The organism is Methylobacterium sp. Leaf118, from assembly GCF_920984675.1.
GTDB lineage: Bacteria > Pseudomonadota > Alphaproteobacteria > Rhizobiales > Beijerinckiaceae > Methylobacterium.
This window is the reverse complement of record NZ_CAKLBV010000058.1, coordinates 1-20,826: the sequence shown is the minus strand read 5'-3', so window position 1 is coordinate 20,826 and position 20,826 is coordinate 1. Positions and strand designations below refer to the sequence as shown.

General features: G+C 69.4%; 20 protein-coding genes and 1 riboswitch. Of the genes, 16 read left to right on the top strand and 4 right to left on the bottom strand.

Annotated elements, in window-relative coordinates; all coding sequences use genetic code 11:
- Positions 1–201 precede the first annotated feature (201 nt).
- From LW587_RS19260 to glnT, 4 genes are all read left to right on the top strand, one after another.
- On the top strand, positions 202–1,110 hold the full coding sequence (locus LW587_RS19260) for a class II glutamine amidotransferase (RefSeq protein ID WP_232631209.1): 909 nt from the start codon (positions 202–204) through the stop codon (positions 1,108–1,110).
- A complete protein-coding gene (locus LW587_RS19255) occupies positions 1,110–1,799 on the top strand; it encodes a protein glxC (RefSeq protein ID WP_232631208.1) in 690 nt (229 codons plus the stop codon). The genes LW587_RS19260 and LW587_RS19255 overlap by 1 nt, the downstream gene beginning before the upstream one ends.
- Positions 1,799–3,133 (top strand): FMN-binding glutamate synthase family protein, encoded by a 1,335-nt coding sequence (locus tag LW587_RS19250; protein ID WP_232631207.1) that lies wholly within the window; start codon positions 1,799–1,801, stop codon positions 3,131–3,133. Before LW587_RS19255 ends, LW587_RS19250 begins: the two co-directional genes overlap by 1 nt.
- Positions 3,134–3,233: 100 nt before the next feature.
- Positions 3,234–4,532, top strand: coding sequence for a type III glutamate--ammonia ligase (glnT, locus tag LW587_RS19245; protein WP_232631206.1), 1,299 nt, complete (start codon positions 3,234–3,236; stop codon positions 4,530–4,532).
- 90 nt (positions 4,533–4,622) lie between these two features.
- Here the strand turns inward: glnT and LW587_RS19240 are convergent, their stop codons facing one another.
- Positions 4,623–6,923, bottom strand: a complete 2,301-nt coding sequence (locus LW587_RS19240) for a TonB-dependent receptor (RefSeq protein WP_232631205.1) — start codon at positions 6,921–6,923, stop codon at positions 4,623–4,625.
- Between the two features lie 122 nt (positions 6,924–7,045).
- Positions 7,046–7,245, bottom strand: a riboswitch (cobalamin riboswitch).
- 578 nt (positions 7,246–7,823) lie between these two features.
- On the opposite strand from LW587_RS19240, the gene LW587_RS19235 reads away from it, so the two are divergent.
- Complete coding sequence (locus LW587_RS19235; protein WP_232631204.1) at positions 7,824–8,243, top strand: hypothetical protein; 420 nt, start codon at positions 7,824–7,826, stop codon at positions 8,241–8,243.
- 109 nt (positions 8,244–8,352) lie between these two features.
- The gene (locus LW587_RS19230) at positions 8,353–8,628 is read left to right on the top strand and encodes a hypothetical protein (protein ID WP_232631203.1); all 276 of its coding nucleotides are present in this window, start codon (positions 8,353–8,355) and stop codon (positions 8,626–8,628) included.
- A gap of 72 nt (positions 8,629–8,700) precedes the next feature.
- Here the strand turns inward: LW587_RS19230 and ccmB are convergent, their stop codons facing one another.
- Positions 8,701–9,369, bottom strand: coding sequence for a heme exporter protein CcmB (ccmB, locus tag LW587_RS19225; RefSeq protein WP_232631202.1), 669 nt, complete (start codon positions 9,367–9,369; stop codon positions 8,701–8,703).
- Positions 9,366–10,007 carry a heme ABC exporter ATP-binding protein CcmA gene (gene ccmA, locus LW587_RS19220; RefSeq protein ID WP_232631201.1) on the bottom strand — a complete coding sequence of 214 codons (642 nt, stop codon included), beginning with the start codon at positions 10,005–10,007 and terminating at the stop codon, positions 9,366–9,368. Before ccmA ends, ccmB begins: the two co-directional genes overlap by 4 nt.
- A gap of 180 nt (positions 10,008–10,187) precedes the next feature.
- On the opposite strand from ccmA, the gene LW587_RS19215 reads away from it, so the two are divergent.
- The 8 genes from LW587_RS19215 to LW587_RS19180 all read left to right on the top strand — a co-directional run bounded on the left by LW587_RS19215 (position 10,188) and on the right by LW587_RS19180 (position 17,193).
- The gene (locus LW587_RS19215; RefSeq protein WP_232631200.1) at positions 10,188–10,364 is read left to right on the top strand and encodes a hypothetical protein; all 177 of its coding nucleotides are present in this window, start codon (positions 10,188–10,190) and stop codon (positions 10,362–10,364) included.
- A gap of 293 nt (positions 10,365–10,657) precedes the next feature.
- Entirely contained in the window at positions 10,658–13,369 is a 2,712-nt protein-coding gene (gene acnA, locus LW587_RS19210) for an aconitate hydratase AcnA (RefSeq protein WP_232631199.1), read from the top strand.
- 264 nt (positions 13,370–13,633) lie between these two features.
- A complete protein-coding gene (locus LW587_RS19205; RefSeq protein WP_232631198.1) occupies positions 13,634–13,822 on the top strand; it encodes a YegP family protein in 189 nt (62 codons plus the stop codon).
- A gap of 112 nt (positions 13,823–13,934) precedes the next feature.
- Positions 13,935–14,234 carry an antibiotic biosynthesis monooxygenase family protein gene (locus tag LW587_RS19200; RefSeq protein WP_232631197.1) on the top strand — a complete coding sequence of 100 codons (300 nt, stop codon included), beginning with the start codon at positions 13,935–13,937 and terminating at the stop codon, positions 14,232–14,234.
- A gap of 20 nt (positions 14,235–14,254) precedes the next feature.
- The gene (gene maiA / locus LW587_RS19195; RefSeq protein ID WP_232631196.1) at positions 14,255–14,902 is read left to right on the top strand and encodes a maleylacetoacetate isomerase; all 648 of its coding nucleotides are present in this window, start codon (positions 14,255–14,257) and stop codon (positions 14,900–14,902) included.
- 149 nt (positions 14,903–15,051) lie between these two features.
- On the top strand, positions 15,052–16,383 hold the full coding sequence (locus tag LW587_RS19190) for an NAD(P)/FAD-dependent oxidoreductase (protein WP_232631195.1): 1,332 nt from the start codon (positions 15,052–15,054) through the stop codon (positions 16,381–16,383).
- A gap of 134 nt (positions 16,384–16,517) precedes the next feature.
- On the top strand, positions 16,518–16,829 hold the full coding sequence (locus LW587_RS19185) for an EthD family reductase (RefSeq protein ID WP_232631194.1): 312 nt from the start codon (positions 16,518–16,520) through the stop codon (positions 16,827–16,829).
- Between the two features lie 55 nt (positions 16,830–16,884).
- Positions 16,885–17,193 (top strand): hypothetical protein, encoded by a 309-nt coding sequence (locus LW587_RS19180; protein WP_232631193.1) that lies wholly within the window; start codon positions 16,885–16,887, stop codon positions 17,191–17,193.
- A 16-nt stretch (positions 17,194–17,209) separates the two neighbouring features.
- Here LW587_RS19180 and LW587_RS19175 read toward each other — a convergent pair whose 3' ends face one another.
- Positions 17,210–18,580 (bottom strand): methyl-accepting chemotaxis protein, encoded by a 1,371-nt coding sequence (locus LW587_RS19175; protein WP_232631192.1) that lies wholly within the window; start codon positions 18,578–18,580, stop codon positions 17,210–17,212.
- A gap of 563 nt (positions 18,581–19,143) precedes the next feature.
- On the opposite strand from LW587_RS19175, the gene nadA reads away from it, so the two are divergent.
- Positions 19,144–20,196: a quinolinate synthase NadA gene (gene nadA / locus LW587_RS19170; RefSeq protein WP_232631191.1), complete on the top strand. Its 1,053-nt coding sequence runs from the start codon at positions 19,144–19,146 to the stop codon at positions 20,194–20,196.
- On the top strand, positions 20,196–20,826 hold a 631-nt coding region (locus tag LW587_RS19165; protein ID WP_232631190.1), incomplete at its 3' end, for an FAD-dependent oxidoreductase. The genes nadA and LW587_RS19165, both read left to right, overlap by 1 nt.

Below are 20,826 nucleotides of genomic sequence, written 5' to 3'. Positions count from 1 at the left end.
GTCACCCGGTCATTATGGTGCGGGGGCGGGTCAGCGGCCAGGGAGGAAGCGGCGCGGCGACGCGGGTTCCCCCGCCGGGTCACAGATCGGCAGGATCGTTCTGTTTCTCATCAAGAAATATTTGTTCCCTTTAATTGACAGAGATCGCCGCCCATGCGAGCGTTCGGCAACGGGCGAAACAGCGCACGAGGGTTGAGCGCGATGTGCGGGATTGTGGGACTGTTTCTCAAGAATCCGAAGCTGGAGCCGCAGCTGGGCGCGCTCCTCTCGGGCATGCTGAAGACCATGACGGATCGCGGCCCCGACAGCGCGGGCTTCGCCGTCTACGGCTCCGACGGGGCCGGGGTGAAGCTGACGCTGCGCGGTCCCGATGCGAGGACGCTGGCCCAGGCGGTGTCGGGTCTCGAAGCGGCGCTGGGCGGGGCGATCGAGGCGACGGCGCGCGACACGCACACCGTGCTGGTCCTGGCCGCCGGGCAGGAGGACGAGGCCCGGGCCTGGCTCGCGGCCCAGGCGCCGGGCATCGACGTCGTCAGCGCCGGCCGGCGCATGGAGATCTACAAGGAGACGGGCCTGCCCGAGAACGTCGCCAAGCGGTTCGACCTCTCGGCGATGACCGGCACCCACGGCATCGGCCATACCCGCATGGCGACCGAGAGCGCCGTGACGACGAACGGCGCGCACCCGTTCTCGACCGGCCTCGACGAGTGCCTCGTCCATAACGGCTCGCTGTCGAACCACAACGACATGCGCCGCCGGCTCCAGCACGAGGGCATCACGTTTGCCACCAAGAACGATACCGAGGTCGCCGCCGGCTACCTGAGCTGGCGCATGCGCGAGGGCGCCACCCTGAAGGACGCGTTGGAGTCGAGCCTGACCGACCTCGACGGCTTCTTCACCTTCGTGGTCGGCACCGAATCGGGCTTTGCGGTCGTGCGCGATCCCATCGCCTGCAAGCCCGCCGTGATGGCCGAGACCGACGACTACGTCGCCTTCGGCTCCGAGTATCGGGCGCTGGTTGGTCTGCCCGGCATCGAGCAGGCCCGCATTTTCGAGCCCGAGCCCGCCCGCGTCTACGCGTGGGAGCGCGAATTGGGGGAGCGCCACTGATGCCCGTCTACGATCTGAGGAGCGCCGGACTGCGCGACCTGAACCGCCAGCTCCACGCGCTGCGGGCCGACACCAACGAGACCCACTGGACGGTGACGGGTCCGGACGGGGCCCACGCCATCGCCGCCGGGCTCGACGCCCCCGTCACCGTCGAGGTCGAGGGGAACGTCGGCTATTACTGCGCCGGCATGAACAAGCAGGCGACCGTGATCATCCATGGCAGCGCCGGCACCGGCGTGGCCGAGAACATGATGAGCGGCCTCGTCCACGTGCGGGGCGATGTCAGCCAGTCGGCGGGGGCCACCGCGCATGGCGGCATGCTCGTCGTCGACGGCAATGCCGGGGCGCGCTGCGGCATCTCGATGAAGGGCATCGACATCCTGGTGAAGGGCTCGATCGGCCACATGTCGGCCTTCATGGCCCAGGCCGGCACGCTCACGGTGCTCGGCGATGCGGGCGAGGCACTGGGCGACTCGCTCTACGAGGCCCGCCTCTACGTGCGCGGCTCGGTGAAGAGCCTGGGCGCGGACTGCATCGAGAAGCCCATGCGCGACGAGCATCGTGCGGAGCTCGCAGAGAAGCTCAGGGCCGGCGGGCTGCTCGGCGAGGTCGGCATCGAGGAATTCCGTCGCTACGGCTCGGCCCGCACCCTCTACCACTTCCACGTCGACAACGCCGGAGCCTATTGATGGCCGAGAACGCTAAGGGGCCCCGCACGGCGCCGCGCTACTCCGCGACCTTCACGCCCGAGGTGATGTCCGAGATCCGCCGCGCGGCGGCGACCGGCATCTATGACATCCGCGGCGCCGGGGCGAAGCGCAAGCTCCCCCATTTCGACGACCTCCTGTTCCTCGGCGCTTCGATCAGCCGCTACCCGCTCGAGGGCTACCGCGAGCGCTGCAGCACCGAGGTGATCCTGGGCGCGCGCTTCGCCAAGACGCCGATCCGCCTCAAGACGCCGATCACGATCGCCGGCATGAGCTTCGGCTCGCTCTCGGCCAATGCCAAGGAGGCGCTCGGGCGCGGCGCCACGCTGGCCGGCACCTCGACCACCACGGGCGACGGCGGCATGACGCCGGAGGAGCGCGGCCACTCCAAGACGCTGGTCTACCAATACCTGCCGTCCCGCTACGGCATGAACCCGGACGATCTGCGCCGGGCGGACGCCATCGAGGTCGTGATCGGCCAGGGCGCCAAGCCCGGCGGCGGCGGCATGCTGCTCGGCCAGAAGATCACCGAGCGCGTCGCCGGGATGCGCTGTCTGCCGGCGGGCGTCGATCAGCGCTCCGCCTGCCGCCACCCGGACTGGACCGGGCCGGACGATCTCGAGATCAAGATCGGGGAGCTGCGCGAGGTCACCGACTGGGAGAAGCCGATCTACGTGAAGGTCGGGGCGAGCCGCCCCTATTACGACACCGCGCTCGCGGCCAAGGCGGGCGCCGACGTGGTCGTGCTCGACGGCATGCAGGGCGGCACCGCCGCGACGCAGGACGTGTTCATCGAGCATGTCGGCCTGCCCACGCTCGCCGCCATCCGGCCCGCCGTGCAGGCGCTGCGGGATCTCGGCCTGCACCGCAAGGTCCAGCTCATCGTCTCCGGCGGCATCCGCTCGGGCGCCGACGTCGCCAAGGTGCTGGCGCTGGGGGCGGACGCCGTCGCCATCGGCACGGGCGCGCTGATCGCGCTCGGCGACAACGACCCGCGCTGGGAGGAAGAGTATCAGGCGCTCGGGACCACGGCCGGCGCCTATGACGACTGGCACGAGGGCAAGGACCCGGCCGGCATCACCACGCAGGATCCGGAGCTGATGAAGCGCCTCGATCCGGAGCTCGCGGGACGGCGGCTCGCCAATTACCTCGCGGTGATGACGCTGGAGGCCCAGACCATCGCCCGGGCCTGTGGCAAGAGCCACCTGCACAATCTCGAGCCCGAGGATCTGGTGGCGCTGACCATCGAGGCCGCGGCCATGGCTCAGGTGCCGCTCGCCGGCACGGCCTGGGTTCCGGGCCAGAGCGGATTCTGAGGAAGACCCGAGGCCGCCCCGTCAGGAGGGCGGCCTTTTTCTTGAATGCGGGCTCGGGGGCTCATGCGGGGCCGGGGCCCGCCCGACGGGAGATGTCGCCATGCCGCTGGATCTCGAAATCGCCGCCAAGGAACGCGGCATCAAGTACTTCCTCGTCTCCTACACCGACCTGTTCGGCACCCAGCGCGCCAAGCTGGTGCCGGCGGCGGCCATCCGGAGCACCTGCAAGAACGGCGCGGGCTTCGCGGGCTTTGCCACCTGGCTCGACATGAGCCCGGCCGATGCCGACCTCCTCGCCGTGCCCGACGCGGACGGCCTGATCCAGCTGCCCTGGAAGCCCGAGGTCGGCTGGCTTCCGGCGGATCTCGTGATGAACGGGGCGCCGGTGGAGCAGGGGCCGCGCAACATCCTCAAGCGGCTGATCAAGGATGCGGCCCGCGAGGGGCTTCAGATGAAGACCGGCGTCGAGTGCGAGTTCTTCCTGATCACGCCCTGCGGCTCCGAGCCGGCGGACATGGCCGACAAGCAGATCAAGCCCTGCTACGACCAGTCTGCCCTGATGCGCCGCTACGACGTCATCACCGAGATCTGCGACGCCATGCTGTCGCTCGGCTGGAAGCCGTATCAGAACGACCACGAGGACGCGAACGGCCAGTTCGAGATGAACTGGGACTACGACGACGCCCTCGTCACCGCTGACCGGCACGCCTTCTTCAAGTACATGACCCGCTCGATCGCCGAGAAGCACGGGCTTCGGGCGACCTTCATGCCCAAGCCCTTCGTTGATCTGACCGGCTCGGGCTGCCACGCCCATGTCTCGGTCTGGCGCGACGGCCGCAACGTGTTTGCCGACAAGTCCGACGCGATCGGCATGTCGCAGGAGGGCTACCACTTCATCGGCGGCCTGATCCACTCGGCCGACGCGCTCACCGCCATCACCAACCCGTGCGTGAACTCCTACAAGCGCATCAACGCCCCGCGCACGACCTCTGGTGCGACCTGGGCGCCGAACACCGTGACCTATACGGGCAACAACCGCACCCACATGATCCGCATTCCCGATGGCGGGCGGCTCGAATTCCGCCTCGCCGACGGCGCGGCCAACCCCTACCTGCTCCAGGCGGCCATCCTGGCGGCGGGCATGGACGGCATCCGCAACCGGCGCGATCCGGGCCAGCGCCTCGACATCAACATGTACACCGACGGGCACACGGTCGAGGGTGTGAAGCGCCTGCCGCTCAACATGCTCGACGCGATGCGGGCGCTCGAACAGTGCGACGTGCTCAACGAGGCCTTCGGCTCCTTCGTCCCGAGCTATCTCAAGCTCAAGACCGAGGAGTGGAACAGCTATTGCCGCCACCTGACCCAGTGGGAGCGCGACACCACCCTCGACTGCTGAGCCGGAGTGTCACCCGCGGCGGAGCGACATCCACAGGCCCCGTCCCGGATCCGAGATCCGGGACGATTCTCCAGGCCCTCGGTGACGGCCTCACCACGCGATCGTGTAGGCGACCTCAACGGTGCGCGGCCGGCCGAGATACCAGCTGGTGCCCACCCCGTTCGCACCGTTGCCATCGGTGGCGTAAACCCTGTCGAACAGGTTGAAGACCCGCAGCGACAGGCGTGAGGCGGGCGTGACCTGGTGGTCGAGGCCGAGATTGACCAGCGTGTAGTCCGGCCGCCGCACCGTGTTGGCGAAATCGCTGAACACCGCGCCGACGTGCTGGACGCCGACCCGCGCCTCCCAGTCCCGGGCGAAGGCCCAGTTGACCCAGAGATTGGCGACCTGCTCGGGCACGTTGACCGGTTGGTTGCCGGCAAACGAGAGTCCACCCTGCTCGAACCGGTCGTACTGGGCGTGCAGCACGGCGAGGTTGGCGTCGATGCGCCAGCCCGGCGCCGGCAGCCAGGAGAGGGCGGCTTCCGCGCCCAGCGAGGATTGCTGGCCGACCTGCACCGTGAGGGCCGACGAGCCCGGCACCGCCGAGAGGAGCTTGTCCTTGACGATACGGTAGCCCGCGAGCGTCCACTCGACCGTGCCGCCGAAGAGGAGGCCCTTGGCGCCGACCTCGACCTGGCGGCCCGTGGAGAGATCGAAATCGACCTGCGATCCCGACAACGAGATCAGGCTGTTCACCGGATCGGTGGCGGTGGCGTATTGCGCGTAGAGGGCGGTTCCCGGGAAGGCGTCGTAGACGAGGCCGAAGCGATAGCCGAGCGCCTGGAACGAGCGCTCGAAACTCTGCCCCGTCAGGAGGTTGACGCGCGAGAGGTGCGGCGCGTCGACGCGCACGCCCGAGAGGAACGAGAGCCGGTCGCTGAGCTGCAGCCGGTTCTCGGCGAAGACCGAGGCCTGGCGCGTGCGCGTCGCGTAGGCCGGGACCGCCCGGCCGTTCGCCGGGAAGAGGCCGGGATCGTAGCCGGTGAGCGGCACGCTCGCTGGCGGCACGTCGGAGGGCGGCTCGGTGAAGGTGCCGCTGAAGTTGTTGGCGTGGCGGAACGAGATGGAATTGACGTCGAAGCCCGCGGTGAACTGGTTCGCCAAGCCGAACAGGGATCCGCGGAAGGTCGCGTCGAAGCGATTCCCGATCTGTTCCTGGCTGTGATAGATGTCGAGGTAGTCCGAGCGGTTCACACGGCCGGTGGCGGGATCGAAGGCATACTGCTCCACGTCGAGCCAGTGGCGGCGGGATTGCAGGCGGTAGGCGGTGTTGCGCACCGTCACGTCCGCGGACGGCGTCCATTCGGTGCGAAGCTGGGTCCAGTTGTCGGCCCAGGTGATCTTGGAATCGCGCACGTTGTAATTGTTGAAGCGGATCGCCTCCGGCACCCGTCCGTTCACGAGCGGCGTCCCCCAGTAGCGGGTCGGCTCCTGGTAGCCGACATCGTGGGAGAGGGTGAAGGCGAGGTCGGGCGTCGCCTGGAGGGTGAGGGCGCCTGAGACCGCGAGGTTGCGGAACTCGCCGTTCGGGGAGATCCAGCCGTCGGCACGGTTGCCGCTGACATTGAGGCGATAGGCCAGCGACTCGCCGATCGGACCCGTCGTATCGATCGCCGCGCGCACCAGCCCGTCCGAGCCGAACCCGACCCGGGCGACGTTGAGGGGCGTGAACAGGGGCTTCTTCGAGACGACGTTGACGATGCCGCCGATGGCCCCTTCGCCATAGAGCACGGAAGCGGGTCCGCGGAGCACCTCGATGCGCTCGACGTTCCAGGTGTCGAACGGGAAGGTGATGGTGTTGGCGCCGACATAGAGCCGCGTGCCGTCGAACAGCGTCTGGATCGAGTTCTGCCCGGCAAAGCCACGGCTCGTGAAGGCGCCCAGCCCGAAGCCCGGCGATCCGAAGGCGGTGATGCCGGTCCCGTTCTGCGAGACCGCCTCCAGCACTGAGGATTGCCCCCGCAGGCGCACGGTCTCGCCCGAGATGATGTCGAGGCTCGCGGGCGTCTCCAGGGGCGTGAGGCCGAGCCGGCTCGCCCCGCGCGAGGGCGTGCGCAGGTTGAGCCCGACCGGCGAGGCCCGGGTCAGGCTCGGGGCGCGCAGGGCTGCGGCGGCCTCCGCCCCGACCGCGTCGGCGGGGGCGTTCGGCGGCGGGCCCGCCTCGCGGCTGCCCGCGACGGCGATCTCGTCGAGCCGGGTCTCGGTCGGGGTGCCGGGCTCGGCCCGGACAGAAGCGGGGAGGGCGGCCGGGATCAGGACCGCCAGAACGGAGCGGGCCAGGACGGAGCGCACAAGAACGGAGCGGGCCGGGACGCGGCCGCCTCGGCGGCGTGTCTGAGGGGTGGGCATGGGCGGTGAGCCTCGGGCGACGGCAGTGGCACGTCACCGCGAACGAGGCCTCGGCATCCGCGTCCCGACGGGACTCGCGGCGCTTCGACACCCGCCGGAGCACCCCGCCCGACGCGTTTCGCGTGTGACCACGACTGACGGCAGGTCTCCTGGCTCACGGGTCGCTGCCCTCTCACCGTCTTCCCGGGCGAGGCGGCCCAGTGACTTAGGTGGCGGAAGGCTCGCCGCTTACAGTTGCGGGGGCAGCCGCGGCTTCGGAGCCTGCGCTCCTCACCACGTTCCCTTTTCATTCCCGAAGGAAACCGTCGAAGCTTAGCTAGGGGGTCGGCGATGCCCCGGTCAATGGCATCGGTCCGGTGCCTGTGGAACCGTGGCTTCCAAGACACATCGCCAAAACACATCCTCCAGGGCACATCCGGAGGGCAGGCAAGAAAAAAGGCCGCCCCGAATGGAGCGGCCCGAAGTCTAGGGAGGAAACGCCCAAGAAGGGCTGCGAGACCGCAACGCCATCGCGATCTCACCCGCATAGTCTTTTCACGTTGCACCGCACCAAACAATCGACGGGATTCGATCGCGTCCATGCGCCTGACGCATGGATAGCCAGGCAACTCCCCTGCGCTCCGCGTCGGGGCCCCGATCCGGCAGGGCTGGGCGCCCATCCGGTCGATTTCGTCGGGCCGACACCCCGACGATCCATCGCGCTGCCGGGGGCCCCAGAGCCCAAACGGATACTCGGCCTGTCCGAGTTTCGCCGGCCCGAGGTCAGGCCTCCGAGCGTACCGATGGCGCTGCCGCGACACTGTCTGTGCATTGCGCCGATTTTCACGGGAGACGACGGTCGCCTTGGCCCGAGCGTTGCTTGGCCGAAGGGACGAAATCTTGAGGTCCCTGACGATGCGGATGTCCCTGGCATTTCCGGTTCTGGCAGCGATGACGCCGCTCTCCTTCGCCGCGCAGGGATCGGAACTACATATCGATGCGGCCGAGTTCACCGTATCGGCCGAGACCCGTCTCGGCGAACGCGTCACGGTGGACAATTGCCACCTCGTCTTCGCCACCGAGAACGAGGCGACCTGCATCGGCCTCGGCCCGCGGGCCGCGGCCGGAGAAGACCAGCCCCCGGGACGCCTCCTGGTCCGCATGGTCCCGATGCCCACCCGGGCTTCGGCGCGATCCTCGGCCCTGTGCGAGGGCGGGGCCCTCGACGACGCCTGCCATGTCAGCGTCACGGGTGTCGTCGAGGACCTGTCCGGGACCTTCGGCATCGCGGACCAGAGGATGTTCGGCCTGCGCGAGGGCACGATCCACTGGCCTGACTGAGCGAGCGACACCATCCGGCGACGGGCTCCGCGCGCAGGGTCCCGCGGGCCGAGCGAAGCCGTGAAACCGCAGGTGCTCCGCCGCGTTGGTGCGGCGAAGGAGTTCGACGATGACCACGCGCTTCTTGCTCGCCGCCGTGCTGACCGCTGCCCTCACAGCCCCCGCCGCGGCCCAGACCCCCAGCCAGACCGGAACCGGGGGCGGTGCGGGTTCGACCGTCACCGCGCCCAACACCTCCGCCGTCGGCCGGACCATGCCGCCCACCGGGGGCGGCGGAGTGGAGCGGATCGACCGCTCCGAATCGCGCTCGATCGGCCGCGAGACGGCCGTGGAGCGCAAGAACGACAAGATCGACACCGGCATCTGCATCGGCTGCGACAAGTAGCCGGGCACCCCCGCTCCGATTGCGTCGCCGGCCACTGCCCCAGCCGTGATCTGCCTCCGGGGCGCTCGCCGGCTATTCCGACCAGCGCAGGGCGGCGGCGGCGGCGAGGGTGCCGACCACGCCGGCCATCAGGCTCAGCGCCGCCAGCACGCTCAGCGGGGTCGTGAACGGCACGGTGCCGTCGAGGGCGGCCTCCGTCGCCGAGACGCCGAAGATCAGCGTCGGGATCATCAGCGGCAGCACCACGATCGCGAGGATCAGCCCGCCCCGTCGGATCGTGGCCGTGAGCGCCGCGCCCACCGCGCCGATGAAGGCCAGGGCGGGCGTGCCCAGCGCCAGGGTCAGGGCGGTGGCGCCCATCGCTTCGGGCGAGAGCGCCACGAGCAGGCCGAACAGCGGCGAGGCCAGCGCCAGCGGCAGGCCGGTGGTGAGCCAGTAGGCCGCGACCTTGGCGAGGACCACGATTTCGAGGGGCACCGCGGCGCCGGTCATCAGGTCCAGGGAGCCGTCCTCCTCGTCCGACTGGAACAGGCGGTCGAGCCCGATCAGGGTCGCGAGCACGGCGGCGAGCCACAGGATCGCCGGGCCGATCCGCGACAGGAGGTTGAGATCCGGCCCCAGGGCGAAGGGCACCAGCACCACGATCATCAGGAAGAAGACGAGGGAGAGCGCCCCCGATCCGCCGACCCGTCCGGCGAGGCGCAGGTCGCGGGCGAGGAGCGCCGAGAAGGCCCGGATCATGTCCATGCCTCCGCCTCGGCGGCGTCGGGCGCTTCGGCCAAGGCCGGGCCGATGTGCAGTTCCCGGGCATCCTCCAGCCCGAGCGCCTGATGGGTCGCGGCGATCACGAGGCCGCCCTCGGCGCGGTGGCGGCCCATCAGCGTGGCCAGCACGCCCTGCGAGGCGATATCGAGGGCCGCCGTCGGCTCGTCGAGGAGCCAGAGCGGCCGGCGGCAGACGAGCAGGCGGGCAAGCGCCACCCGACGTCGCTGCCCGGCCGAGAGATAGCCGACCGGCAGGCGGGCCACGTGCGGCAGCCCCATCGCGGCGAGGGCCTCCCCCGGGGCCATGACCGGAGAACCGAGGAGGTCCCGGGCGAAATCGAGATTCTCCGCCGCAGTCAGCGCGGATTTCAGCCCGTCGCGGTGACCGACGACGTGGAGGCATTCGGGCAGGCCCGCCTCGCCGATCGCCTCGCCGCGGATGGTGCCGGCATCGGGCTTGAGGCGCCCGGCGAGCATCGCGAGCAGGCTCGACTTGCCCGCCCCGTTGCGGCCGGTGACCATCAGCGCCTCGCCGGGCGCGAGAGTGAAGGACAGTCCCGAAAAAATCCGGCGGCCGGAGCGGCGGCAGGCGAGGTTCTCGACGATCAGCCGCACGGATTTGCCTGTGGCGCCACGCCGATCCTCCCCGCCCCTGCGCGGCCTGCGCGCCGCCTCGTCGCGGCTCCCCCAGCCGTCCGCGTTCCGATAGCCCATCGCGGCGCGGGACGCGAACCGGCGACGGCCTCCGCGCATTGATCCGCACACGGGATGGGCGGGCGCGCCAGGGAGACCGCCATGACGGGCAGCACCGATACCCCCCTCACCGAAGCGGAGTTTGAGCGCGACCCCGCGGCGATCGCCGGCCGCAGCCTGCTGGAGGAGCGCCTCGCCCGCCTCACACCGGAGCAGTTGGCGGCGTTCTGGGAGGCCGTAGGGCGCTGTTTCGGAGGCCCGCCGCCGGAGGCGACCTGACAAGGCCGCGAGGCCCACGGTTTCAACCCGGCGCGGGCGTCACGCCCCGCGCGCGACGCAGTAGCGGCCAATTTCGAAACGTTCTATAGACCGGGCAGGCTGCGCCGCGCGATCCTCCTAAGGGCGTCCAAATCGCCCCTCGCGCACCATCCTGAGTGCCTCGCGGCACTCTTCCCGGGCGCCCCCGGGGCGGCGCGCGCTCTTTTTTACGAGCGCATCCGGCCGAACACCGCCGTTGGCGCAGGTCATGCCTGCTCCGTGTTCGACAACGCCAGCTCAGGATCCGACTAGCCGTGGCATCTCTCGACAGCTTCAAAGCCCGCCAGACCCTCCAGGCCGGGGGCAAGACCTACACCTATTACTCGATCCCCGAGGCGCAGAAGAACGGCCTGGCCGACGCCGCCGCTCTGCCGTTCTCCATGAAGGTGATCCTCGAGAACCTCCTTCGGTTCGAGGATGACCGCTCCGTCCGCAAGGGCGACATCGAAGCCGCGGTGGCGTGGCTCGACAGCCGGGGCAAGGCCGAGACCGAGATCGCCTTCCGCCCCTCCCGCGTGCTGATGCAGGACTTCACGGGCGTGCCCGCCGTGGTCGATCTTGCAGCGATGCGCGACGCCATGGTCGCCCTCGGCGGCGACCCCCAGAAGATCAACCCGCTGGTGCCGGTCGATCTCGTCATCGACCACTCGGTGATCGTCGACGAGTTCGGCACCCCGAAGGCCCTGGCCGACAACGTGGCGCTCGAATACGAGCGCAACGGCGAGCGCTACACCTTCCTCAAGTGGGGCCAGTCGGCCTTCGACAACTTCTCCGTGGTCCCGCCCGGCACCGGCATCTGCCATCAGGTCAATCTCGAATACCTGTCGCAGACGGTCTGGACGCGCCGGGATGATGAGTCCTCGGACGGCTCGGACGTCGCCTATCCGGATTCGCTCGTCGGCACCGATTCGCACACCACCATGGTCAACGGTCTGGCCGTGCTCGGCTGGGGCGTCGGCGGCATCGAGGCCGAGGCCGCCATGCTCGGCCAGCCGCTCTCGATGCTGATCCCCGAGGTCGTCGGCTTCCGCCTGTCCGGCAAGCTGCCCGAGGGCACCACGGCGACCGACCTCGTGCTCACCGTCACGCAGATGCTGCGCAAGAAGGGCGTCGTCGGCAAGTTCGTGGAATTCTTCGGCCCCGGCCTCGACGACATGGCGGTGGCCGACCGCGCCACGATCTCCAACATGGCCCCGGAATACGGCGCCACCTGCGGCTTCTTCCCCATCGACCAGAAGACCATCGACTTCCTGAAGGTCACCGGCCGTGCCGACGACCGCATCGCCCTCGTCGAGGCCTATGCCAAGGCCCAGGGCATGTGGCGCGACGCCCAGACTCCGGATCCCGTCTTCACCGACACCCTCGAACTCGACATGGGCACGGTTCGTCCGTCCCTCGCCGGCCCGAAGCGCCCCCAGGACCGGGTGCTGCTCGACGCCGCCAAGCCGGGCTTCGCCGAATCCATGGAGACGGAGTTCAAGCGCGCCGCCGACATCGCCAGCCGCTACGCCGTCGAGGGCACGAACTTCGACATCGGCCACGGTGACGTGGTGATCGCCGCGATCACCTCCTGCACCAACACCTCCAACCCGAGCGTGATGATCGGCGCCGGCCTGCTCGCCCGCAACGCGGTCGCCAAGGGTCTGCGCTCCAAGCCCTGGGTGAAGACCTCCCTGGCCCCCGGCAGCCAGGTCGTCGGCGAGTATCTCGACAAGTCCGGCCTGCAGGAGAGCCTCGACGCCCTCGGCTTCAACCTCGTCGGTTTCGGCTGCACCACTTGCATCGGCAATTCGGGCCCGCTCCCGCCCGCCATCTCGAAGGCGATCAACGACAACGACGTGGTCGCGGCGGCCGTGCTCTCGGGCAACCGCAACTTCGAGGGCCGCGTGAACCCGGACGTGCGGGCGAATTATCTGGCGTCCCCCCCGCTCGTGGTGGCCTACGCCCTGGCGGGCTCGCTCCAGATCGACATCACCAAGGAGCCGCTGGGCCACGGCTCGGACGGTCAGCCCGTCTACCTCGCCGATATCTGGCCGACCTCCGAGGAAGTGAACCGCTTCATCGAGGAGAACATCACCTCGTCCCTGTTCAAGAGCCGCTACGCCGACGTGTTCAGCGGCGACGAGAACTGGAAGGGCGTGGAGGTGACCGAGGCCGAGACCTTCGCCTGGGACGGGGGCTCCACCTACGTGCAGAACCCGCCTTACTTCGAGGGCATGACCAAGACGCCGGACCCGATCACCGACATCGAGGATGCCCGCATCCTCGGCCTGTTCCTCGACTCGATCACGACCGACCACATCTCGCCCGCGGGCAACATCCGTGCGGCTTCGCCCGCCGGTGAGTACCTGCAATCGCATCAGGTGCGGGTCCAGGACTTCAACCAGTACGGCACTCGCCGCGGCAACCACGAAGTCATGATGCGGGGCACGTTTGCCAACATCCGCATCAAGAACCAGATGGTGCGGGACGAGGCCGGCAACGTCGTCGAGGGCGGCTGGACGCTGTTCCAGCCGTCGGGCGAGAAGCAATACATCTACGACGCCGCCCAGAGATACGCGGCCGAGGGCACCCCGCTCGTCGTCTTCGCCGGCAAGGAATACGGCACCGGCTCGTCCCGCGACTGGGCAGCCAAGGGCACCAAGCTCCTCGGCGTCCGCGCCGTCATCGCCGAGAGCTTCGAGCGCATCCACCGCTCGAACCTCGTCGGCATGGGCGTGGTGCCGCTGGTGTTCCAGAACGGCGAGTCCTGGCAGTCGCTGGGGCTCAAGGGCGACGAGACCGTCTCGCTCAAGGGGCTGGCCGGCGAGCTGAAGCCGCGCCAGACGCTGACCGCCGAGATCACCTCGGCCGACGGCACGAAGCGGGAGGTGGCGCTCACCTGCCGGATCGATACGCTCGACGAGCTCGAGTATTTCCGGAATGGGGGCATCCTGCCCTACGTGCTGCGATCACTCGCGGCCTGAACCGCGATCGCGGCGAGGGCGTCGTCCCGGAGAACCGGTTCGGGACGACGCCCCCGGTTCCGGGGCTCGCCCGTCGCCACAAGGCTCGCCCCCAAAGCCTCTCGCCCAAAGCCTCTCCCCGCAAGGGAGGGGCTTTTTGCGTGCGCCCTCACACGATGTTTATCTGAGGTATATGGACGGGTGGATTTCTTATCCTCAAGTTGCGATTTCTCGTCGGGCAGCCGGTCCCAGGGCGCCCCCACGGGGCACTTCGAGGAGGAAACCATGTCGGTGCAAACCTATCCCTGCTACAAGCAGCAGAAAGACAACAAGGATCAGTGGTATTGGGTCTATTATGCCAAGAATGGCGAGAAAATTGCTAGAAGTAGCGAGAGCTACGTGAGCAGGTCTGATTGCGAGCACAGCATCAAGCTGATTAAGGTCTCCGGAAACGATCCGGTCTACACGGTCTGAAGGTTCGGCCATCCTCTCGCGGCCGGCCGCCTTGCGATCGCGAGAGGATGGTTATAGCCGCTTCCTCAGGGGTTGCGTCCGCCGCTGTCGGCGGGCGATGCGGGGAGCGACCATGATCCTGGAAATCGCGCAGATCGACGTGAAGGCGGGCGCCGAGGCCGCGTTCGAGGCCGGCATCACGCAGGCCGCCGAGATTTTCCGCGAGGCCAAGGGCTGCCGCAGCTTCGCGGTGCGCCGCTCCGTCGAGAAGCCGCAGCGCTACCGCCTGCTGATCGAGTGGGACACGCTGGAGGCGCACACCCAGGACTTCACAGGCTCGCAGGCCTGGAAGGCGTACCGGGCGCTCGTCTCCGATACGTTCGACAGCCCGCCTCAGGTCGAGCATACCGAGCTGACCCTCAAGGCGTTCTGAAAGAACGGGAAGATGCGCCCATGAAGATGTACGGCAACTGGCGCTCGGCGGCCGCCTTCCGCGTGCGCATCGCGCTGAACCTCAAGGGCATCGCCTACGAGGAAGTCTTCCTCGATCTCGACGCGGGCGACCAGTTCAAGCCGGACTTCCTCGCCATCAACCCGCAGGGTGCGGTGCCGGCCCTGTTCGACGGCGATGGGCCGCCCCTCACCCAATCGCTCGCGATCCTCGACTATCTGGAGGAAACGCATCCCGGCACGCGGCTGCTGCCCGCCGACCCGCGCGCCCGCGCCCGCGCCCGCTCGCTCGCCCAGGTCGTCGCCTGCGACACGCATCCCCTCTACGTGCCCCGCGTCCGCACCTTCCTGATGGAGCATTACGGACTGCCGCGGGAAAAGATGCTCGACTTCCTGCGCAACGCCTTCACCACCGGCCTCAGGGTGCTGGAGCAGCGGCTCGCGACCGAATCCGGCACCGGGCGCTACTGCCAGGGCGACGCCGTCAGCCATGCCGATCTCTGCCTGATCAGCCTGTGGGTCGGCACCGGCATCTTCGGCATCGACACCGCGCCCTATCCCACGGTGACGCGCATCGCCGAGGACCTGCTCGCCCTCGACGCCGTCGCCCGCGCCCATCCCCTGCGCCAGCCCGGCGCTCCGGCGCCGTAGAGGGCCGCCGCTCCCGGCTGTCACGCCTGTCGGCGTGACAGCCCACCCCCGCATCGAACCGGTGGGCCCTTGCACGTTGGCTCGGGTAAGATCATTCCAAACTGGCAAGGGCCGCCCGGCGCGGCGACCTATCGGGCAGTGGGGCAAGTATGGTTCCGAGCGAGGCGGTGACCGATCTGCACAAGATCGTGGTGGTCGGAGGGGGAGCCGCGGGGCTCGAGCTCGTGACGAAGCTCGGCAACAAGTACGGCAAGTCCGGCAAGGCCCATGTCACGCTGGTGGACCGGGCCCGCACCCATATCTGGAAGCCGCTGCTGCACGAGGTGGCCGCCGGGTCCCTCGATGTCGGCCATCACGCGGTCGACTATCTGCACCACGCCCACGCCAACCACTTCCGCTACCGCATCGGTGAGATGACCGGGCTCGACCGTGAGCACCGCCTCGTGCAGCTCGCCGCCAGCACGGACAGCGAGGGGCGGCTGGTCACGCCCGTGCGCACGATCCCCTACGACACGCTGATCATGGCGGTGGGCTCCACCACCAACGATTTCGGTACGCCCGGCGTGAAGGAGCACGCCATCGCGCTCGATACGCAGGATCAGGCGGTTCGCTTCCACCAGCGCCTCGTCAACGGGATGCTGCGCGCCCACACCCAGGAGGGCCCGGTGCGCCCCGGCCAGCTCCACGTCACGGTGATCGGCGCGGGCGCCACCGGCACCGAGCTCGCGGCCGAGCTGCACCGCACCACCCGCGAGGTCGCCAAGACCGGCCTCGACCGGATCGACCCGGCGAAGGACCTCAAGATCACCCTCGTCGAGGCGGCCGACCGCATCCTGCCGGCGGTCCCGGCCCGCCTGTCCTCGGACGTGATGGCGCTGCTCAGCAAGATCGGCGTCGAGGTGCGGGTGAAGGCGCGCGTCACCGAGGTGCGGGCCGACGGCGTGCAACTCGCCGATGGCGGCTTCATCCCCTCCGAACTCGTGGTCTGGGCCGCGGGCGTGAAGGGCGCGGGCTTCCTCAAGGATCTCGGCGGCCTCGAGACGACCCGCAACAACCAGCTCGTCGTCACCCCGACCCTGCAGACGACCCGCGACCCGGACATCTTCGCGATGGGCGATTGCGCCTACCTCGTCGAGCAGGGCTCCGACACGCCGATCCCGCCCCGCGCCCAGGCCGCCCACCAGCAGGCCTCGCATCTCCTGAAGCAGATGCCGAACCGGCTCTCCGGCAAGCCGCTGAAGGCCTTCAAGTACCGCGATTTCGGCTCGCTTGTGTCGCTCGGCGAGTACACCACCGTCGGCAACCTGATGGGGTTCATCCAGGGGAAGAACATGTTCATCGCCGGACTGTTCGCCCGGCTGATGTACCGCTCGCTCTACAAGATGCACGAGACGGCGGTGAACGGGTGGTGGAAGACCTCCCTCGACATGCTCGCCCGGGCGCTCACCCGCCGCACGGAGCCGCGGGTCAAGCTGCACTGAGGCGCGGCGTTTCGCGGCGGCGCGGACCCCGCCGCGCCGAATACGCTTCGGCCCGCGCTTGATCCGACGCGCGCGCGCATCATCTTGGCCTCCGCCGGCCCCGCGTGAACGAGGGCCGGAGGGAAGGACATGCCATGATCCTCGTGACGGTGATGTATCCGAGCGGTGCGGGCACCCGCTTCGACATGGACTACTATCTGAAGACCCATATGCCGCTCGTGAGTGAGCGCTGGTCGTCCAAGGGCCTGCACGACTACACCGTCGTGAAGGGCATCGGCACGCCGGACGGTGGGGCGCCGCCCTATCAGGTGATGGCGCTCCTGCGCTTCGCGTCGGCGGAGGCCTTCAAGGCCGCGGCGAGCGAGGACGGGGCCGAGATCTTCGGGGACATCCCGAATTTCACGGACACCCAGGCCGCGGTGCAACTCAGCGACTACGCCGAGTAGGCGCCCGCATCCGCCGCGCCAGGGCGCGGCGGATCCCGAGACGAGATCGAGACCGATGATCGACATCATCAAGCAGTTGCAGCACGCCAACCCGGCACTCGGCACGACGATCATCGTCCTGCGGCCCGATTCGCGGGCCCTCGCCGGTCCCGACGCGCTGACCGCGGAGGCGCAGGCGTGGCTCGACGCCAACGCCCCGGGGGCCCGCCTCTCGCAGGAGCGCGTGACGCTCGCGCCCTATCCCGGCGGCATCCCGCTCGAGCGGACCGTCACCGTGATGGCCTTCTCGGACGCCCGCCACCTCGCCGCCTTCGCGACGGCCTGGACGGCCGATCCGATCCCCGAGGAGGAAGAGGCCTCCTGAGGCGGGCGCGCCGCCGTCAGCGCGCCCCGACGATCCGGTCGGCCGCCTGGATCATCTCCTTCATCGCCGCCGTCGCGGCCTTGTAGGCCGGCGTCCCGACATCCCAGTTGCCCTGGGCGATGGCGCGGATCATGCGCTCGGCCTCGACATGGGCGGTTGCCTCCGCCTTCAGGAAGACATCCACCGCCGGCTGGCCGGGGCCGGCCTTCGCGGCTTCCACCGCATGCCGGGCGGCCCGGCCCCGCAGCGTCGCTTGCGCCGAATCGGCGGGGGCGGCCCCGACCAGGATCGTCGCCAGCGCCCGCTTCCACTGGCCGATATCGGCGGGCAGACGCACCAGTTCGTAGAGGTCGAGGCCGACGGGATCCGCCAGGGCGGTCTGGGCCAGGGCTTCCGCCTTCACGAGCCGGCTGGTGATGCTGGCGATCTCGGTGCGGGTCTTGGCGGCCTTCTCGGCGATGCTCTGCACCGAGCCGGAGATCTCGGCGGTGGCGCTGCTCTGCTGAACCAGGGTCGCGGCCAGCGCCGTGCTCATCTCACTCGTCTGGCTGATCTGCCCGGCAGCGTTCTCGACCCGGCTGCCCAGGCCCTCGACGACGGTGTTGCCGGTGGCCACCGCCGCACGGCTCTCCTCGACCGCCTTGGCGATCTGGCCCATCTCGCCCTGGAGGGTGTTGAGCCAGGTGCGGATCTGCTCGGTCGAGCGGGCGGTCTGGCCGGAGAGCGATTTCACCTCGGCCGCGACGACCGAGAAGCCGCGCCCGGCCTCACCGGCCCGGGCCGCCTCGATCGTGGCGTTGAGCGCGAGCAGGTTGGTCTGGCTCGAGATCGTCGCGATGGTGCCCGCCATGGTGCCGATCTCGGCGATGGCGTTCTGCAGGAGCTTCAGGCGCTCGTCGATCTGGTGGGTGCGGTCGCGGATCGCGTCCATCGCGGCGCGGGCGTCGCGCACGTCGGACATGCAGGTCGCCATCGAGTCGCGGGCGTTGAGCGCGCACCGTCCAGCAGCCTCCGAGGTCTCGGAGACCTCGGCGATCGAAGCGACCATCTCCTCGATCGCGCTCGCGATGGTCTGCGTCGATTGCGCGACCTCGCCGACGTCGTAGGTGGTCCAGCCGATATTGATCGCGGCTTCCGACGTCTGCCGGGCGATCGCTGCGATCTGAACGCGCTCGGCCCGCAGCCCGTCCGACCGGGCCCGGTCGAGGTCGTTCAGCGCCGCGCCGACCGCGGTCCCCGAGAGCGTCGCGTCGTCGAGCCCGGCCCGGTCGGCGAGGCGCTGGATCGCCCGGATGAGCCGGGCCTCGTCCGACGGGCCCCCGACATTCGTCTCCGCGAGAGGCTCGGCGGCTGCCCCGGCCTTCCGATGAAGCTTGAGCGATAGCATGGCGTTCGATCGATCCCGGCGCTGGCTGAGCCTGTGCTCAGGACGGCCCATATGAAGTGTTCAATCCGGTGCCCGTCCTGCAATCCGGATAGGACCCACGTCCGTAACCACCTCAGGTTTCCGCTGCTCCCGCCGGGCGCGATCGCCGCAACCCACGGGGAGGCGTCAGGAATCCAAATTGAAGTTACATTTGACTGGGCTGACCAGATCATGGCTGGGAAGACGTTAACGTCAGATTGATCCGCAGGATCTCTGAGGCTCGCCGAGTCGGTTGCGTGCGCGAAAACGGACCAGTGCCGTCCCGGGAGAGCGACGCGCCGCTACGAGAACCGAACCTGAACTCGGCTCCAGCCTGATCGGCGATCGCTTTAGTGGGCGAAGACATAAAATGTTGTATTTTATCGCTCCCAGCACGCTCGCTTGGGCCGCCGCTTCCTTCGCAGCTGCGTCGAATTTTTGCGTCGCAAAAACGTTATGCTCAGTCTCAGCATATCTGGACAAGGCGCCGGGCGCCGCCTAACTTAGACGGCACAATGCTCATTTTGAGCATAAAGGAGTCCGCGATGCCGCAGGCAGCGTCCGCCCCTCGCGAGGAGAGCCCAACGGCCTTCCCGCTGCCCGAACTGTACGAGCGCGTGAGCCGTCATGTCCCGGCCATCGAGTGGCCGGCGCTCGCGCCCGACGTGGAGGCGATCCTCCGGCTGAAGCGCGAGCGCAACGCGGTCGTCCTCGCTCACAACTATCAGGCACCCGAGATCTTCCACACGGTGGCGGACATCGTCGGCGACAGTCTCGCCCTCGCGCGCGAGGCGGCCCGGGTCGATGCCGACGTGATCGTGCTGGCGGGCGTCCACTTCATGGCCGAGACCGCCAAGCTCCTGAACCCGGGCAAGACGGTGCTGATCCCGGATCTGGGCGCGGGCTGCTCCCTGGCCGACTCGATCACCGCCGCCGACGTGCGCGCGCTCAAGGCGCGGTATCCGGGCGTGCCGGTGGTGACCTACGTCAACACCTCCGCGGCCGTGAAGGCGGAGTCCGACGTGTGCTGCACCTCGGGCAACGCCGCCGACGTCGTCCGCGCCCTCGGCGTGCCGCGCGTGCTGATGATTCCCGACGAGTTCCTGGCCCGCAACGTCCAGCAGCAGGTGCCCGAGGTCGAGATGCTGACCTGGGCCGGCCATTGCGAGGTGCACGAGCGCTTCACGCCCGCCGACATCGCCGAGGTGCGCGACAGCTATCCCGGCATCACCGTGATCGCCCATCCCGAATGCCCGCCCGAAGTGGTCGAGGCCTCGGACTTCTCGGGCTCGACCGCGATGATGATGAACTACGTCACCGAGAAGCGGCCCGCCCAGGTCGTGCTCGTGACCGAGTGCTCGATGGCGGACAACATCGCGGTGGCGAACCCCGACATCGAGTTCATCAAGCCCTGCAACATGTGCCCCCACATGAAGCGGATCACCCTGGCCAACATCCGCCACGCGCTGGAAACGCTGACCCACGAGGTCACCGTCGAGCCCGCGCTCGCGGATCGGGCCCGGCTGGCCGTCGAGCGGATGCTCGCGGTCAAGCCGACCCCGACCGTCTCCCCCGCTCCCGCCGCGGCCGCCGCCTGATGAGCATCGTCGCCCGCGGCCCCGCCGACCGCGTGATCGTGGTCGGCGCGGGCGTGGCCGGCCTCGCGACCGCCCTGCGGCTCGCGCCCCGCCCGGTCACCCTCGTCACTGCCGCGCCTCTCGGGCTCGGCACCGCCACCGGCTGGGCGCAGGGCGGCATCGCCGCCGCCATCGGCGCCGACGACGCGCCGATGCTGCACGCGAGCGATACCGTCGCGGCGGGCGCCGGACTGACCGAGCCGGACACGGCCTTGTCCGTCGCCGAGGCCGGCCCCGGGCTGATCGACTGGCTCGTGGGCGCCGGCATCCTGTTCGACCGCGAGGCCGACGGGGCCCTCGCCCTGGGCCTGGAGGCGGCCCATTGCCGCCGCCGCATCGTCCGGGCCCGGGGGGACTCGACCGGGGCCACGGTGCTCGATGGCCTCGTGCGGGCGGTGCGGGCGAGCCCGACCGTCGAGATCCTGGTGGCGACGCTGCGCGGGTTGATCCGCGACGCGGACGGCGCGGTCCGCGGCGTGGTGTGCGAGCGCGACGGCGCGGCCTTCCGCCTGCCGGCCCAGGCCGTGGTGCTGGCCACCGGCGGCCTCGGCGCGCTCTACGCCTCCACCACCAATCCCCGCGGTGCCACGG